The sequence below is a fragment of the Alteromonas sp. 5NS40-0096 genome (assembly GCF_057544385.1).
This window is the reverse complement of the sequence record NZ_BAAJLQ010000004.1, coordinates 487,398-505,312: the sequence shown is the minus strand read 5'-3', so window position 1 is coordinate 505,312 and position 17,915 is coordinate 487,398. Positions and strand designations below refer to the sequence as shown.

The following is a 17,915-nucleotide window of genomic DNA, read 5'->3' as shown; positions in this document are numbered from 1 at the left end:
GTTTCGCTGAAAACCTCGCCACTATTGACTTATACAGTTAGTAGTGACTCGCTTTTAACTGGGAAGCTGTTGTGCTTTCCTGTCGAAGCGGATGCGCATTTTAGGGATTTATATCTATACGTCAACACCCATACCTAAAAAAGTTGATATTTTCGAACCGAACGGCTAATTTCTGGACAAATGCAGCGATTTTTGACCGAATTTGAACTTATTGCCACTACAGGTAGTCCAAATTTGGGCGATAACGTCTCTAATAAGAAGCAAGCTTTCATACCCCAGAGGTAGAAGTAATGATAATAAAAAAGCAAGTAACCGTGGTGGGCCTTTGTATAGGGTTGAGTTTTGCCAGTGTTGCTCAAGAACAAAACAGTAACTCAAAGAACGAACAAGTCAAAACGTCGTTTTTGAAAAGACAAGTCAGTCAAAGTATGTCCGTAGGTCGGGCGATCCGTTCAATAGCTAGTCACTACCCAGAACAAGTCGTGGAAATCGTAGACGTTGCACTGGACACTTACCCGGAAAAATATAAAGAAATTATACACGCCGCCATTTCTGCACAGCCAGCCTCTACAGAAGACATAGTAAAGCTGGCGCTAACAAAAGAAGTAGGGGAATGTACCGATATCGTTGAGTTAGCAATCAAGGCAGAACCATCTTATGTTGATTTTGTCGTTGAAGCCGCCGCTAATACTACACCTGAAGAATTGGATGAGATAGTAAGAATAGCTGTACTCACTGAGCCTGATTCGGCAGATAGTATTGTACGAACGTTGTCTCAGGAACACCCTAATAAGCTTGTCGATATTCTCTCAACAGCAATTAATGCAGTTCCTTTTGTTGGCGAATACATGGTAGATGCATTATTGGCCGTTTTTCCAAATGAAGCGGAAGATGTCGTCGTTACTGCAGTTAGAGAGTCCTCTCAACAAAGGGAACAAGTACTAAAAATATTGGAAACCGCTCAACATGCTGGTGTTAATAGAAAGGAGCTAGAACAGTACGCGTTGGAAGGTGGTGCAACTTCACAAGAAATTGAAAAAGCGTTAGAAAAATAAAAGGAGGCATTCGCCTCCTTTTTAACTCGTTAAGTTAGTCTGCACCGAATAGGTCTCGGCTATAGACTTTATCAAGTACATCTTCTATGTCCTCCGTTACACGGTTTGCAACGATAACGTCCGAAACCTTTTTGAATTCTTCAATATCATTAATGACACGAGAGTGGAAAAAATCAGCTTCTTTAAGAACGGGTTCGTATACAACCACTTCAATACCTTTCGCTTTAATACGCTTCATGATGCCTTGAATCGCACTCGCTCTGAAATTATCAGACCCTGCTTTCATGATTAGACGGTATATACCGACAATCTTGGGCTGACGGCTAACAATCGAATCAGCAATAAAGTCTTTACGAGTACGGTTAGCATCAACAATGGCCTGAATCATGTTATTCGGTACTTCACTGTAGTTAGCTAACAGCTGTTTGGTATCTTTAGGTAGACAATAACCACCATAACCGAAGCTTGGGTTATTATAGTGTTTACCAATACGCGGATCTAAACCCACACCTTCAATGATTTGCTTCGTATCCAGACCATTGCGTTCAGCATAGCTATCTAGTTCATTAAAGTATGCGACACGCATAGCAAGGTAGGTATTGGCAAACAATTTAATTGCTTCTGCTTCAGTACTATCAGTAAAGAGAATCTCATTGTCCTCTTTAATTGCCCCCTGAGCGAGAAGTCCAGCAAATGTTTCTGCACGTTCGCTTCGCTCACCCACAATAATGCGGCTGGGGTACAAGTTATCGTATAATGCTCTGCCCTCTCTTAAAAACTCTGGAGAGAAGATGATGTTGTTTGAACCGTGTCGCGCTTGCGCTTCTTTAGTAAAACCCACTGGGACAGTCGACTTAATTATCATCACTGCATCTGGGTTCACTTCCAGCACTTTTGAAATCACGGCATCAACGCTACTCGTGTTGAAGTAATTCGTTTGTGGGTCATAATCCGTCGGTGTAGCAATGACAACAAAATCTGCTCCTTTGTATGCCTCTTCAGCATCTAAAGTCGCTGATAGATTGAGCGACTTAGTCTCAAGATATTCAGAAATTTCTTTATCTTCGATCGGCGATTTGTTGTTATTAAGTAGTTCGACTTTTGCCTCAACGAGGTCTACGGCTACAACTTGATTGTGTTGCGCTAGTAAGACTGCATTCGAAAGGCCAACATAACCAGTGCCAGCAACGGCAATTTTGGGCTGGTTTACCACAGATTCCATTTACGGTTTCTCCAAATTCTTTAAATAGTTGCTTGCTGCGCCTACAGATAGACCCGCATGTATAAGGCTATTATCACTATCTACTGTTCGGAATACAACTTAAGAGTTTCTCTAAGCTCAAGTTCACTCTTGATAGCAAAATTCTCGCGCTTGAGAGTAAGGTTGGGATTGTATGCGGGATCATGCTCTATAGTCGACGCCCATTTGCGCTTGAGGTATTTGAGTTCTTTCGCAAATCTCGCTGCTTTTTCCGGGCTTGTGTCTAACCCTCGGCTGACGGACTCATGATGGTACAATTCAGCTTCCGCACAATAAACATTTCTAACACCAAGCTTTTTCACTTTTAAACAAAAATCGACGTCATTAAATGCAACCGCCAAGTCCTTTTCATTTAACCCGCCAACTTCCTCAAAATGCTTCTTTTTGACGAGTAGACATGCTGCAGTGACAGCACTGTAATTGTTAGTTGCAGATAGACGCTTCAAATATCCGGGATGGGCCCTTGGAAAATATTTGTGGGCATGACCAGCTCCCCCACCATACCCTAAAACCACACCTGCATGTTGAATGTAATCGTCGGAATAGTACAAACGTGCACCAACGCAGCCAATATCACTACGTGAGACATATCCAACCATTTGAGTTAGCCATTTTGGAGAAATAACTTCGATATCATTATTGATCAATCCAATGACCGATCCTCTGGCCTTCGAGACACCAAAATTATTGATTGCAGAGTAATTGAAAGGAGCGGGATATTTAAACACTCTCACCTTGTCTAGCGACTTTAGGTATTCAAAGTATTCAAGACTTTCAGGCTCATCAGAGCTGTTGTCAATTAACAGAATCTCAAAGTTACTATATGTTGTTCTAGCAAATATCGAATCAATACAGGCTTTTACTAAAGACTTAGCGTTCTTGGTAGGAATTATCAAAGAAACTAAAGGCTGACTATTGTCCCAAGTGATTTCGTTGATTTCATCACTTTGACTCGTTTCAACACTCACTCTGTGGTCTTTTTCGAGACATTTTTTGATTTCACTTAAGCCGCTCATTACACTATTTGTGGCGCTATCAGTATGCACAAGTACTTGAGGAATGTGAGAGATTTGTGTCGAGGAATTATTTAACCAAATGGTAGTAACCAAACTCGGAATAGTAGAGACACCGTCTAGGTTTAGAGTCTTCAACAATCCACTATCAACTAGCACTCCTGTATTGACATACGCAGTACTTAACTGAAACTCTGGGCTCCAATCAGGAAAAAATTTAGGCTTTGATGGCTTTCCTGCATTATTTAATTCGTCAATATCGCAATAAATCAGACTCGCGCTTTCAATTTTCTCCAAAAACAAACCAATGGCATTCGGACAGACGGTATCACCAGCATTTAAGAGCAATGTTGGAAGTTTATCATCCAGTTGGGAAATTACGTTTGTAAGTGTGTCGTTGTTAGCACTTGCCGCGGTCGTATCGGATATGACGCTTATAGTCTTACACCCGTTCTTTTGTAGATTGCTAACCGTATGGTCTTGGCCCTCGCCGGGGAAAACAATAGCCTGTATTTGTGTTCCATTTACAGTCTGATCCCCATCGCTTAAATTACGATTAGCCGCCAGGAGATTGTCGTATAGCTTCTGTATTTTTTTTTCAGAAGGGTACTGATAAAAAAGCCCATTTTTTCTTATTTGGGAAGAATACAGGTTTGCAAGGGTTTCGTTTTTTCTCAACCAATGTTTGGCCTTTGTAGGGACAAGTTTTAAGGCTAGATGCACCATGTGCATTAGAATTTTTTTCATATTTAATGTCTGCTAAAAACATGCAGGTGATTGGAATTTTCTGTTGTAAGCTTAGTATAACTAAGACTACTCCATCACATTAGCTTTCCTAGCCTTTTTCCTCTGTACGAAGCATTTTGAACGGCTTTCCACCATGCATCATTGCTTAGATACCACTCCACCGTCTTGCGAATGCCACTTTCGAACGTTTCTCGAGGTAACCACCCTAATTCACGATGAATTTTAGAAGCATCAATGGCATAACGTCTATCATGACCCGGGCGGTCTGCAACAAAAGTTATTTGCTCACAATAACGACTAGCTTTGGGCCTAATTTCATCAAGAATTGCGCAAATAGTTTGGACAACTTCTAGGTTTTGCTTCTCGTTGTGACCACCGATGTTATAGGTTTCACCAATTTTACCATTCAATGCAACAAGTACTAACGCTTTTGCATGGTCCTCGACATAAAGCCAATCGCGAATCTGATTGCCCTCGCCATATACAGGCAATGGTTTACCATCTACAGCGTTCAATATAACCAAAGGAATTAGTTTTTCTGGGAAATGATAAGGGCCATAATTATTTGAACAGTTTGTGACTAGTGTGGGCAACCCGTATGTGCGCAACCAAGAACGTACCAACTGATCCGAACTGGCTTTACTCGCTGAATATGGCGAACTTGGCGCATAGGGTGTCGTTTCAGTAAACAAAGGAAGCTTTGTGCCCGCTTCAACTTCATCTGGGTGAAGTAGGTCTCCATAGACTTCATCGGTCGAGATATGATGAAACTTAAACGCCGCTTTTTTATTGCCATTAAGCGTAGACCAATACGCTCTTGCTTGCTCAAGTAAAATGTACGTGCCCACAACATTGGTTTGAATGAACTCGCCGGGACCATCAATTGAGCGATCTACGTGTGATTCTGCCGCCAAGTGCATAATGATATCTGGCTTATGTATGTTAAATACGCGCTTTACTTCTTCTGCGTCGCAAATGTCAACCTGCTCGAAGCTATAGCGTTCATTCGCTGATACCGACGTTAACGATTCCAAATTGCCCGCGTAGGTCAATTTATCTAAGTTAACTACTGTGTGATTGGTATCGTTAATAAGGTGGCGAATTACTGCAGAACCAATAAACCCGGCACCACCTGTTACTAAAATTGTTTTGCTCATTTTCTTTTACCAAAATGTAAGTCTATTCGAACCATTTATGCTTTTAATTCATCAAGCATGTTCGCCAACTGCTTACGCCAGTGTATGAACTTACACAAAGCAAAAACCTCTCTCGCAGTTTGCTTGTCCAATACGCTGTAATATGGTCGCTTCGCTGGCGTTGGGTACTGGCTAGAAGGTATTGGTAATAAGGGAATTGCGCTATCTAACAGTCCCTTTTCAATGCCAAGTTCTTGAATGGCTACCGCAAAATCATACCAACTGGCAACACCTTCGTCTGTCCAATGATGTACGCCTGCCGTTTTATTCACAGCGGCATATATACAAGCTTTCGCCAAACCTTTAGCCCACGTAGGTGTACCAATTTGGTCGTCGATAACGTTAAGCTTTGGTTTATCAGCCATTAGACGTAGCATAGTTTTTACGAAATTGTTGCCGTGAGCAGAGTACACCCAGGCAGTGCGAATCAAGCAGCTTGCTTCTGGCAGTATTTCAAGCAACGCTTTCTCGCCTTTCGCTTTCGACTCACCATACGCGCCTTGCGGCTGGATGGGATCTTCAGCTAAATACGGTGAGCCTTTTTGACCATTGAATACATAGTCGGTAGATACATGTACCATAAATACGCCACTAATTTTGCAGAAATTAGCTATATGCCTAACAGCAACCGAGTTAATGGCATTGCACGCTTCAGTATCTTCTTCAGCTTTATCGACCGCGGTGTAAGCGGCGGCGTTTATCAAAACATCAACTGATAGAGGCGCTAAAGTAGCATTAACACTATCACTGCTTGTGATATCGATATCATCACGTCCTAATAATGTAACCTGGTGCTCGCTATTTTTTAGCTCGCGAAAGAGCTCAACTGCAAGTTGACCAGACTTGCCTATAATTACAATATTCATAAGTCACTCTATCCAATAACAATTAAAAGGTAGGCGCGTCTTCAAATAATATCCCAGCTTCATCTTTGCCAGACAAAGAAGGTCTCTCACCATTAACTAGAGGCCAGTCAATTTTTAATGTGGGATCGTCATACTTCACAGATACTTCAGAATCTGGGTGATAATAGTCTGTACACTTGTACACAAATTCCGCAGACTCACTGGTTACGTAAAAACCGTGGGCAAAACCGGCCGGTACCCAAAGTTGACGTTTGTTTTCGGCCGAAAGTAATATCCCAACCCATTTACTGAAAGTTGGTGAGTTTTTGCGCATATCTACGGCAACATCGTACACTTCACCGCTAACTACGCGCACGAGCTTACCTTGGGTTTGCTCCAATTGATAATGAAGACCGCGCAGAATACCTTGGCTAGATTTCGAATGATTATCTTGAACAAAATCGACATCTTCACACTCCTTCTTAAACCAGTCGGTACGAAAGGTCTCTAGAAAAAAACCACGTTCATCGCCAAAAACTTGTGGCTCAATAATTTTAACGTCAGGGATGTCTGTTTTAACTACTTGCATTTACTTTCCGGAAAAAATGTACAAATGAAGATAAAAAGAAAGGTGGCAATGCCACCTCTTAAAATTGAGTGCAGATTACACTTTTACTCTGTCTTTGAGTACTTTCAAGAGATAGTCACCGTAACCATTTTTCTTGAGCTGAGCCGCTAATGTTTCAAGTTCCTCTGCGTTGATGTACCCCATTCTGTAGGCAACTTCTTCTGGGCAACATACTTTTAAGCCTTGACGTTTTTCAATTGCTGCCACGAAAGTCGCCGCGTCAAGGAGTGAGTCGATAGTTCCAGTGTCAAGCCAGGCGGAGCCCCGCCCCATCAATTCAACCTTAAGAGAGCCATCTTTGAGATAGAGGTTGTTTAAATCTGTAATTTCAAACTCGCCACGGGGCGAAGGTTTTACTTCTTTAGCGAAATCCACTACGCGATTATCATAGTAGTAGAGGCCAGTTATAGCATAGTTTGATTTAGCAACCGCAGGCTTTTCTTCAATAGAGAGTGCATTCCAATCATCATCGAAATCGACCACGCCATAGCGTTCAGGATCGTTAACATGATAACCAAAAACAGTAGCTCCGTGCTCTTGTTTGAACGCATTCTGCAAAGACAACTTCAAGTCGTGACCATAGTAAATATTATCACCAAGAATGAGTGTACAGCAGTCTTTACCTATAAAGTTCTCGCCGATAAGAAAAGCTTGTGCTAAACCGTCAGGAGAGGGCTGAATAGCATATTGAATGTTTATGCCTAGCCCACAACCGTCACCAAAAAGCTCAATGAAACGGCTTTGCTCTTCTGGCGTTGTGACAATCAGGATGTCCCTTATTCCCGACATCATAAGTGTAGCCAAGGGATAATATATCATCGGCTTGTCATAAACAGGCATAAGCTGCTTACTTACCACTTTAGTCAGTGGATGCAATCGTGTGCCGGATCCGCCGGCCAATATAATTCCTTTACGCATAATTACCTTTTCATTGCGAAGCAAGAGCAACCAGAGTATGAAGCATCCGTGAACTTAAACATCTATAGCGTTAACAAGTCAGCCCTACTTTTATCTAGATGATCCCAAAAGGAGGAATAAGTTACAAGTAACCGTCTATAAATGTATATTCTTGCTGAAGTAAAGCTTTATGTTCCTTCCGAACATTAGGTAAATCCAAACTAGATTTCACTTCCTCATGCTGAGCTAAAGAAAGGTTTAGATCAAGAATGCGTCCAAGCTTGTTTAAATCTTCTTGATATCTGTGAACGGAACCAATGAACCGAAACTCATCGCGCCCCTCGTTTGTAATGTACGAACGATAGATTTGCGTGATGTCCTTAAACTTCTCAGAGACTAGAAATTCGTCGAAAAGCTCTTCGACTGAAGAGATACCTTTTTGACTGGCTATTTCAAGTAATTGATTATTAAATTTTGTTGGTTGTTCCATTTGTAAAATATAATGAAAATGAGCCCAAAGTCTCTCTATAGGGTCTCTGATCCAGCAAACATGAATGGCATTGGGAAACAATTCGCGTTGCTTTGCATGAAATGCAAAATGGCCATGCAACACTTTTGCTGACTCGGGTATCCAGATGCTTTTTCCATTTTTTATATCTTGCGCTCCGGTATTTTTACTCAATGTAAAAACACTCCCCCGACCGAAAGCCTTCTCCAATAAATGGGCAAAAGTCCGTCCACCTGTTTTCGGGATATGATGTGAAACAACTTTTACATGAGGGTAAACCCTACCAGATTCGTGGTGTTCACTGGCAGGTGTAATAGTCTTAGGGATAAAAAAAGACTGCTTTGCTTTTTGTATTAAAGGTTGGGTGATTATACTCGTAGCAGTAGACAAAAAATTATGTTCTGAGAGCCTAAATTTATTTTTAATTTTATAGTAACTAGGTATTAACTTTTGAATCTCTCGCAAGCGCAACTTGTCTAATTCATTTAACTCTTGCCTTAGTGCAGATTCGTAAAAATCCCCTAGAAGACCAATATTTTCTCTTCGATGCAACGCAAATTCTTTGAGCAAGGTTCGGAAACTCGAAAGACTTATGTTTTGAAAGCAAATTTGAGGTTGCACAAGATCATTGCATATAGTCAAAAACTCTTCGCTTCTTTCCATCAAAGCATTATCAAAAAAAGTAGACATTTCGTTAATGTAATAGCTCTTTATTTTCTCATAAGTACTTCGACTCATGAGTGAATATTGAGGAGAGTTATCTCCTTCTTCTTGTAAGAACAAATCTAAATTTTTTTGAACTGATTCAATATGGAACCGATTAAACCAGCGCTTCAATTCTATACCATTTAACGAATAACGCTTATTAATCCTGTCGTCGGTCGTACCGGGTAAGTCTGAAAGGCTTGCTGAAATTTGACATAGGCAATCACTGATAATATTGCCGCGCTCAAACAATTCATTGCAATAAGGCCTAAGTATAAATTGGTTTTCGGTATGAGTTTCAATATAACGTTTTAGTAGCTTAATAGACTGTGAGCGCGGTACATTTGGCACCCTAAATGTATCAGTTCTACCGTGACGTTTAACCGATTGATTGTAGTTAGACTCCAATACTTCGAGCTCAAATCTAATGTAAGCTATAATTCGAGCATTGGGGATATGAGGAAGGATATCACTTAACTTTTTAAAGAAGAACTCTGATGAAAGTAAAATTACGTTTGCCTTACAACGAAGTGCTTCTTCACGTATTTTATTGAGCTTTTGTATTGAAAACGTTAGCTCATTCGTCTCACTTTCTCGATGAAACACACTCAATAAATTACCAGAACTTATCCCGTTAGAATCCAAGTCATGAGCAGGATAGAAAACTCCTCTTTCTAGAAGGCTTTGTCGATTATTATTACACCAGTTTTGAATTGCAGATGTACCGGTCTTTGGCGGGCCAATATGTATAAAAAATTGCATTAATTATCTAAGTCCGTGTACTGCTCAGATCTATATAGATCCCGAAAATCCCGCAATGCAGCGGACAATTTCAATTCATATTTATCTCTTGAAAACATGGCTTTAGCCCTTTTCTTGGCGTTCTCCCCAAGGACTTTCACCATCGCTATATCGTTTTTTATCTGCTCTAAAGTAGCCACAACTTGTTTTATATTTCTATATTCAACTAAGAATCCACAATCTGTACTAATCACTTCAGTAGCCGCCCCCCATTTATAAGCCACAACAACTTTCCCAAGCATCATTGATTCTGCCAGTGTACGACCAAACGATTCCTTGAAATGGGACAATGAAAGTACTACGTCATGTTTGGAAATTGCTTCAAGCGGATTGTCAGTATAACCTTCAATAGTAACCAATTTCTTGCCAAATCGAGACTGCGAAGCTCGAACATCAGCCGTTATTGGTCCATAGAGCACAAACTCAATATTCGAGATAGTTCTGGATCGATATGCTACCTCGAAAAAATCCTCAACTCCCTTTTTAGAAAGATTGCTACTCAGCATGCATATACTTAGCTTCTTGCTATTCCTTGATTGCACAACTTCTAGCCCAACTGGTAGATCAACACAGTTGTGCACGACGACACTTCTAGATGGACAGTTTATCCAGGAAGCTGTCTCCCTGGAATTCGCAACGAAATAGTCAGACGACTTCTTTAGCCTTTTTAAACACTCTGAAGGTGTTTCCTTTAAAATCTCACATAAATCAGGATCGTATTCGACTAATTCTCTGACGTGAGTAATGCTGGGTACACCTGCGTTTCTAGCTGCCCAATAAGGCTCTTTTAGGGTAATAGTATTCACATAAACGAATTCAAAATTTGAAATTCGAATTTGCTCTTCCAAATAACTTACTATTTGATGATGTACTCCTCTGTTACCATGGTTCCATGGCAATGCAATAAAACAAATAGTCTCAGAGAACTGCTTCAGTTCTTCAATATATTTACTATTACCGAAAGCTGGTAAGAATACGGTAACCGCATATCCTGCAGAATAGCCCGCCTTTACCATATCTAGTAAGCTTCGCTCAGCTCCGTAATTTTGACTTGAGACGGCGTGACCAAAAATAGCGATACGACTGACATCATCTCCAGCGTACTTGGCTTTCCCATCCATTTTTACGGGTTTACTAAAATCCCAATCATTTTGAAGCGCATGCCAGGTTGGTGATTCTTTTTCCACATTGAAAAGGTACTTGTATGCATCTGGACAAAATAATGGAGAAGGATAGCGACTTTCAGATTCGCCCAATTGCCAAAAATGGCCGTGAATATCCAGTCCCATCTTCGTCACATCATTATATGCACTCTGATACCAACCATCATCTAATGCGGATTCCCAGCGTAAGAACTCTTTTCTATTGCACTCCTCAAGTTTCACATCCTTAGTCATTAAAATCTTCGGGGGGACAGGGAAAGCACGTATACGTGAACTGGGATAAAACGATGGATTCATTGTGTTTTTGTGCCATACACGAGCGAAGTCTATGTAACTCTTTCGTACACCACCATACTGGGTAACCAAATGCGTTGATTGATCTTGTGTAAGTGAGCCATCTTGACTTCGCCCAAATGACAATGGAGTATCGGGCAAAACCTCCAAAATAGCTTCTTGACCGAAGTACGATAGCAGTCGCTCATAATATTCCGTATCTGCATTCACTTTTACTTCGTCCCATGCACCAATCGTGTCGAAAACTTCTCTTCGAACCATTAAAGATGATACATTTCGATGAACCCAAGACGTTCCAGCCCTTAATTTCGAAAAAATTAGATCTTCAGTGCATCTTGCCCAATGAGAGACAGTACCTTTAAACGAAGGACTTAGAAGCAGAGGAATAACTTGCTTTTCTATTTTTTGAGGGTGGGCCCAGTCATCTGCATCCATGACGGTAAGATACTGACCGGAAGACTTTTTCATACCAATATTTCGTGATGCATATGCTCCCAAATTAACTTCGTTTCGAATTACTGTTAATGAACTATGAACTTGGGAGAGTTGGGTCAGAACTGCTAACGTATTATCTGTAGAACAATCATCGACTGCGACAATCTCAATCTTATTCCAAGTTTGAGCCAATATAGACTTAATACTGGTCTCGATAGTTTTACCCGCGTTGTAACATGGAACAATAATCGAAACACTAGCAGGTTTGATTTTGGAGAGCAGTTTCCCAAAAAATCCAAGACTACTTTGAGTGGCGTTCAGTGAGTCTAAACTCACTATGCTACTTGTTGACCTGAGAGTATGCAGTTTTTCTCTAGCAAAAAGCTCGTTGAGCTCTTTTAGAATTTGACTTTGTTCCACGACCATCACTCTTGCCAGCCTCTTAGAAGAACATTCGGACCACGAATTATCTTCGAGCAGCGTTGATGCATCTGTTTTCAGACCCGCATGAAACAAAATTGTAAATTTAAGTAAGTAGATTTCACTAACATCAAAGACATCCTGCGCTAGGGCAAGATTCTCAAATAACAAATTAATCGCATTGCATGCCTGTGTATACTCCCCCCTGAACAATTGAAACTCAGCAATTACTTTGGCGGCATAGATTCCGTTGACTGTGTTTTTATCTACATCGTTCAGTAAAATAGATAAGGTTGAATCAGAAGAGAAAGCATCGCTCCAAAGGGATTTTTCTAGAGCCAAAGAAGGCAGAAAACAGGGTAATCGGCCTTCAGCTCTGCCATGTTTTTCAAAATGCTCTCTAGGGTCTACACCCGCAGCTGCAACATCAGGATATTGAGCAAGATACCATAGCGGGTCAAAGTAATTTAGCTTACTCACTTCATTCCATTATTTGTCTATTTGAAGGAAAAACTAGTAAGAGTCGTAAGTAACAGCGCTTTATCAACCACAGAGGTTGTCGTTTCCGCTTTCGCCCTTATGAACATGTTCACATTTGATAATGTTGGCTGCTCGTTGTCTTGAGTTTTAACGAATACATTCTCTGCATCTACTTCTGCTAACTGCTCCGGAACAAAATCCAAGTTTCTATGGTTTAGGAAAACAGCGTATTTAGACGTCACCTCCATACCATAGACGCATACAGATACATTTTTATTCATGAGTAATTCAAAAAACTTATCACATAGTGGTCGAGTCGACTTACCAAACTCTGGTATGTGATAGAGTACAATTTGACGGTCTTCTTCAATGAGAGTTTGAATAGCCTCAACTTCACTATTTTTGAACCTATTACGGCTAAAATCTGAAATAAAAATTATATCTGCACTCGCGGTATTATCCCCCCTTACTACCATCGATTTGGGAGCAGGGAAATTTCTGAGTGCTGTATTACCATTAAATAAGGAGTCCGCGTTATTTTTATGCCACCACTGACATGCGCTTCGATAGATATGACGAAGACCGTTGTGCATTGTTTTAATGTGCGTCGCTTTGTTCCTTGTTAAGGAGCCGTCGTCATCTAACGCAAATGCCATAGGTACTTCTTTATGTATTTTTTTAAATGCCCACTTACCAAATCGTGCCTGAACACGCCAAATAAACTCTGTATCGCCACCCGCAATTACGTTATCCCAAGGCCCCAACTCACTGAGCACTTCCTTTCGGAACAAGAAAGAAGAGTGTGACCAATGAATCAACCTAGGGTTTAATCGCCAATTGTGCTGAAAGCGGAGGTCGCTAGTGGCCCGAATCCAATGAGTTGCAACGCCTTTAACTTTGGGTTTTGAATCTAAGTAAGCAATTTGAGATGCAATTTTTTGAGGGTGAGACCAGTCATCTCCATCATGAGTCGTAATAAAATCACCTTCAGCGATTTCTAACCCAGCATTTCTTGCTCTGTACGCCCCTCCATTTTGCTCCTGTTGAACTAGTTTAACCCTACTGTCTTCCAAAGATAGGCGCTCAACAAGTTCTGGCGTGTCGTCTGTGCTGCAGTCATCGACTACGATGACTTCAATATTTCGCCAGCTTTGATTCAAAAGGGACTTTATCGCTATAGCTAGCCTAGCGCCGGCATTAAATGTAGGAATGATTACACTTACCAGGCGAGCATCTTCAATGGGCGGAACATGCGCAACAAGACTTTCAAAACCTATGTTTGATGACGTGTCGTTAAAACTAATAGGTGCAAAGCCATTTCGTTCAAATGCTTTATTTATCCAAGCTAGGCGTTCACTTGGCTCTTCACACAAATTAGAAATAGATAAAAGCACATCTGCATCGTCTGGTGTAATCTCTGAGAAATCGTAAAGATGTAATTTTGCCTTTTCAGCTTCACCTAATTTCATCAAACAAAAAGAGTGCATTAGCACAGCTGTTTTATCTAGCTGATATTCACTGCTCAGTGCCCTTACTAATTCAGATATACTTAGCGCTTTTTCAAAATCAGCTACAAAGTAATACCACCTAGCGGCGTGCCATGCGGCAAAAAACCTGAGATCTACGTCGGCGTCCTTGTCGGCATAAATGTCTTCAAGTTTTTCAAGCGCCGGAGACGAATATCCACCCCATAAATTTTCTATAATTCCACTCTTTAACTGCTCGATCTTCCTTTCCAATGTTGATTCAAACTGATTTGGGTTTGGTTTCCGGCCTTCACGTCTTCCATGTACAATGTAGTGAACCAACGGATTGAACTGGCGCTCTTTTACATCTTCGTACTGTTGTACATACCAATTGGAGTCAAACCATTTAACGGGGTTGTATCCTAGAGACGCACCTTCCACGAGATAATGCCTAACCGGATTTTTAACGCCTTCACTTCCAATTTGCGGGTAATTTTTGATGTAAAACGCCTCATCAAATTTCCCGCTGCGCCTTATCAGGACCTCGTGTTGTCTTAGTTGCCTATTTGACCTGAACTTTTGCTTCAGCGTCCTTAAAAGTGTGTGAAATGCCATTTATCTATATCGCTTACTAATTTCTTGTAATATTACCAAGTTCATGACTTCGACTCTAGATGTTCAATAAATTATGAAGAACTTATTTTTTCTATGCATAGTGACACTGATGACTGCTGCACTGGTTTTTTCCAACAAGTGCGGAGCTCATGTCTTTGTGAGCCCATCAATTTTAAATACCGAAGAAGAACTTCAGCTTTTTCATACATTAAATAGTTCGACCTCTAAACTTACCAATAAAGCGTTAAGCCAACTATTTAACTCTGAATATGTAGACTTCCAACGTAATTTTAGTGCCATTAGAACTGTCGAAATTGCTGCCAGAGAAAGTACACAACATGAAGAACAGTTTAAGGGCGATGCAGCGGCTGCAAGAGCGCATGCCATCATGTGGCACATTACGCGAAATCCCGCACACAAAAAGAGAAGTGCCGAAATAATTAGGGCTTGGGCTTCTACGTTTAAGGACTTCAAGATTATAAAAGGTTACAAACCACAAATGTATCTCGAAAGCGCGTGGATTTTACCCATATGGATTTCTTCAATGGATATGATTAAGGGTGATCTTACTGATTGGACATCGAAAGACGAAAGGCAGTTTAGAGCTTTTATTAAGAAACTACATTCATATGCCCAAAAAGCCCACAGAGACAATAACTGGGGAACATCAGCTATGCTAGCCGAGATGTCCGTCGCAGTGTATTTTGAAGATGAAAAGCTTTACACAGAGCAGCTCAAAAAGTTCACTTATTACCTGAAAACACTGTCAAATGAAGATGGCTCATTAAAAGCTGACTACTTATCTGACCCATGGCACCCACAATACACTATCATCGGACTAATACACACTGCAGAGATAGCTTCAAATCAGGGGGATAACCTTTTTAACGTGGTTATTGGCGACGAGCAAATACCGAGACTAGAAGCGATTCTAATGCACTTCAAAAGCCTATTTTTAGGTGAAATAAACAACCCTACGGGTCTCAAAAAAGGAAACTATAGAGGTGCGCACAACAATAAGCAAAGTTATCAAATCGCGCTATCTTATTATGACAAACTCCCCGGTAGTAAAACTTGGACTGAATCGTTCAGAAAGAATTGGAACCCAAGTGACACTTCGCCTTTGTTCATGATGTGGGATAGGGTCACTCACTCACCGGAAGTTATACAAGTAGTTGATATTCAGCAGACAAATTAAATCCTTAGTCAGCCAAATCAGAATATTATTTTTTTGAGGTAATGAACAACTAATAAGTTAGGCTCATTGATTGGATTTTTGTAAACGGATAATTTCGTATGGCTAACGTTGGAAAAACACTGATGATAGTGATAAATTGCAAAAAATTCTCTCTCTAACCCAAGCTGAGCATTCGCTAGGTGTAGGGAGTCTCTAACTGTGATTTTAAAAGTAGGATAGTATGTCAATAAACTCCCTTCAGGAGAAAGGTCTTCTTGATATCAAGAACAATGAAAGTTCAACAATTTCGCCAGATGTAACACTCGCGTTTGCATTTGACAGAGGTTACGCGGAGTGTTTTAAAGTTATGCTTACGAGTATGGCTGAAAACGGCGTGCTGTGCCAAAACCCGATTGTAATATATACCGATGATGAACAGTTACCGGACGATCCTATTGTAGCGGCGGCTGCCGACAGAATAAGCGTACTTTCAGGGGATAGAAAAAAGCGCCTTTACACTCTGGCTAAAGACAATGTAAAACGGCCTGAACGAGCAGATTGGAATAGAGGGACCTTTCTGAAGTGGTGTATTTTTGAAGAGCAAGAAACAAGTAAACTCCTGTTCTTAGATGTAGACATGCTTACTCTGAATTCATTGGATGGGCTTTTAAATGCATTTCCAGACAAACCTCTAGTCACATGCCCTCAGTTTCAACAATCTATCCGCACAGAAAATACTGATGTACAACTTCTGAACATGCTTAAAGGTGAGTTCGACAATAAGCACAAAAGTCGAATAAATTCTGGCGTAATGCTTGTAAATAACGAACTATTAAGCAATGATTTTTTTAATGAAATCACACAGTTCGCTTCAGAGAGAATCTCAATTCACGAACAAGGCCTTCTCAGCGAGTACTTCGCTTGTAACAAGAGTATGCTAGGTATGGCTTCATCTCGTTATAACTATCAAGACAGCTACCTTCGTCTTGCAAGCGATTCCGTATACAAAGACATCTTGGCAGATATCTCAGTTATTCACTATGCCGGCGGAGTAAAGCCTTGGTTAGATGCTTCAAAGCCAGTTGAAAACCTTTCAAGCATTAAAATTTGGCATCATTACAAAAAACTCGCTGCTAAGATTTTGTAATTAAAAGGACTTACTATGAAATTAAATATAGAAAAAGCAAAAGAATTTGTAAAAGTGAAGGGGGAATTTTGCGAGGATTCGTATATCGAGCTAAGTCAAGCGGCTTTGTCAGCGATTGAGAATAATTCGCTGGTTGTAAAGCTCAAAGTTCATGGCAAAGGTCGTCCAAGAAAACGCTTTAGTGCCTATATAGGCGCCACCTCAGGCGAACTAAATATATCTACCGGCGGCAACGGTCAAACTGTTAACTTTGGCGATGGCTCAAAAGGGTACTTCGTATTGAGGATGACAGGGGAAAGTAGTGTTGTGGTAGGTGAGCAGACTACATCTAACGGTTGCACAATTTACACTCACGATACAGGTTTTAGCTGTGGAAAAGACTGCATGTTTTCCAGTGATGTTTTAATACAAAGCTCCGATCAACACGGAATAGTAGATCTCGCGACTGGTGACATCATTAATCAGAGTTACAGCGAAGTAAAGCTCGGGGAACATGTTTGGTTGGGTAGACGTAGTACGGTAGTGGCGGGGGCTAGAATTGCTAATGGTTCAATAGTAGGCACAGCTTCTATTGCCACTGGTGAAGTGCCTGAAAACGTAATAGTGGTGGGTTCTCCCGCTCGAATTGTAAAGACCAACGTTACTTGGAGTCGCGATAAGCTTCAACTAGACGAATATAGTTCAAATAGCCTAGTTGGCTAGTTTGTGAGCACAAATTAGACAGTTTAGAGTGTAACGTCAGACTCAACTTGAATTAGTCAAAATTTCATCTGGCAATTCTTTATAAAAGGATGAGAGTTACCCACTTTGATTAAAGGTGTAACTCTCATACAACTCAATAATTATCCAGTCATAAAACAAAAAATAGGTTTTCTAAACCTCGCCAAAGCACTCAAAAGTGTTTAAGGGCCGTATGAAATTCTGTTTTCTCTCATGGTACTTTGTTGCGATTATCAATAACTTGTAGATAACGGTATGGTTAAGAATACAACTCAGTCTATTTCAGTTTTTGACTTTCAAATCTCAAAGCATTAATTACTTTATTGATTAAAGAGAAACTTA

Annotated in this window: 13 protein-coding genes; 4 read left to right on the top strand and 9 right to left on the bottom strand. The window is 40.6% G+C overall.

The window, feature by feature from the left end:
• The first annotated feature begins 290 nt into the window (after positions 1 to 290).
• Complete coding sequence (locus AC27G9_RS14935; protein ID WP_487075233.1) at positions 291 to 1,055, top strand: hypothetical protein; 765 nt, start codon at positions 291 to 293, stop codon at positions 1,053 to 1,055.
• A 34-nt stretch (positions 1,056 to 1,089) separates the two neighbouring features.
• On the opposite strand, the gene AC27G9_RS14930 is transcribed toward AC27G9_RS14935, so the two are convergent.
• From AC27G9_RS14930 to AC27G9_RS14890, 9 genes are all read right to left on the bottom strand, one after another.
• The gene (locus AC27G9_RS14930; RefSeq protein WP_487075232.1) at positions 1,090 to 2,277 is read right to left on the bottom strand and encodes a nucleotide sugar dehydrogenase; all 1,188 of its coding nucleotides are present in this window, start codon (positions 2,275 to 2,277) and stop codon (positions 1,090 to 1,092) included.
• Positions 2,278 to 2,357: 80 nt separating this feature from the next.
• Entirely contained in the window at positions 2,358 to 4,076 is a 1,719-nt protein-coding gene (locus AC27G9_RS14925) for a glycosyltransferase family 2 protein (protein WP_487075231.1), read from the bottom strand.
• A gap of 74 nt (positions 4,077 to 4,150) precedes the next feature.
• Positions 4,151 to 5,233: a dTDP-glucose 4,6-dehydratase gene (gene rfbB / locus AC27G9_RS14920; RefSeq protein ID WP_487075230.1), complete on the bottom strand. Its 1,083-nt coding sequence runs from the start codon at positions 5,231 to 5,233 to the stop codon at positions 4,151 to 4,153.
• Between the two features lie 35 nt (positions 5,234 to 5,268).
• Positions 5,269 to 6,138 (bottom strand): dTDP-4-dehydrorhamnose reductase, encoded by an 870-nt coding sequence (gene rfbD / locus AC27G9_RS14915; RefSeq protein WP_487075229.1) that lies wholly within the window; start codon positions 6,136 to 6,138, stop codon positions 5,269 to 5,271.
• A gap of 22 nt (positions 6,139 to 6,160) precedes the next feature.
• On the bottom strand, positions 6,161 to 6,706 hold the full coding sequence (rfbC, locus tag AC27G9_RS14910) for a dTDP-4-dehydrorhamnose 3,5-epimerase (protein WP_487075228.1): 546 nt from the start codon (positions 6,704 to 6,706) through the stop codon (positions 6,161 to 6,163).
• Positions 6,707 to 6,781: 75 nt separating this feature from the next.
• Positions 6,782 to 7,663 (bottom strand): glucose-1-phosphate thymidylyltransferase RfbA, encoded by an 882-nt coding sequence (gene rfbA, locus AC27G9_RS14905; protein WP_487075227.1) that lies wholly within the window; start codon positions 7,661 to 7,663, stop codon positions 6,782 to 6,784.
• Between the two features lie 121 nt (positions 7,664 to 7,784).
• Positions 7,785 to 9,617, bottom strand: a complete 1,833-nt coding sequence (locus tag AC27G9_RS14900) for a hypothetical protein (RefSeq protein WP_487075226.1) — start codon at positions 9,615 to 9,617, stop codon at positions 7,785 to 7,787.
• Positions 9,617 to 12,448: a glycosyltransferase gene (locus AC27G9_RS14895; RefSeq protein WP_487075225.1), complete on the bottom strand. Its 2,832-nt coding sequence runs from the start codon at positions 12,446 to 12,448 to the stop codon at positions 9,617 to 9,619. Before AC27G9_RS14895 ends, AC27G9_RS14900 begins: the two co-directional genes overlap by 1 nt.
• 17 nt (positions 12,449 to 12,465) lie before the next feature.
• Positions 12,466 to 14,256, bottom strand: a complete 1,791-nt coding sequence (locus AC27G9_RS14890) for a glycosyltransferase family 2 protein (RefSeq protein WP_487075224.1) — start codon at positions 14,254 to 14,256, stop codon at positions 12,466 to 12,468.
• A gap of 382 nt (positions 14,257 to 14,638) precedes the next feature.
• Between AC27G9_RS14890 and AC27G9_RS14885 the strand changes: the two genes are divergently transcribed.
• The 3 genes from AC27G9_RS14885 to AC27G9_RS14875 all read left to right on the top strand — a co-directional run bounded on the left by AC27G9_RS14885 (position 14,639) and on the right by AC27G9_RS14875 (position 17,555).
• The gene (locus AC27G9_RS14885; protein WP_487075223.1) at positions 14,639 to 15,727 is read left to right on the top strand and encodes an alginate lyase family protein; all 1,089 of its coding nucleotides are present in this window, start codon (positions 14,639 to 14,641) and stop codon (positions 15,725 to 15,727) included.
• Between the two features lie 220 nt (positions 15,728 to 15,947).
• Positions 15,948 to 16,853 (top strand): glycosyltransferase, encoded by a 906-nt coding sequence (locus AC27G9_RS14880; protein WP_487075222.1) that lies wholly within the window; start codon positions 15,948 to 15,950, stop codon positions 16,851 to 16,853.
• A 15-nt stretch (positions 16,854 to 16,868) separates the two neighbouring features.
• The gene (locus tag AC27G9_RS14875) at positions 16,869 to 17,555 is read left to right on the top strand and encodes an acyltransferase (protein ID WP_487075221.1); all 687 of its coding nucleotides are present in this window, start codon (positions 16,869 to 16,871) and stop codon (positions 17,553 to 17,555) included.
• Positions 17,556 to 17,915 lie beyond the last annotated feature (360 nt).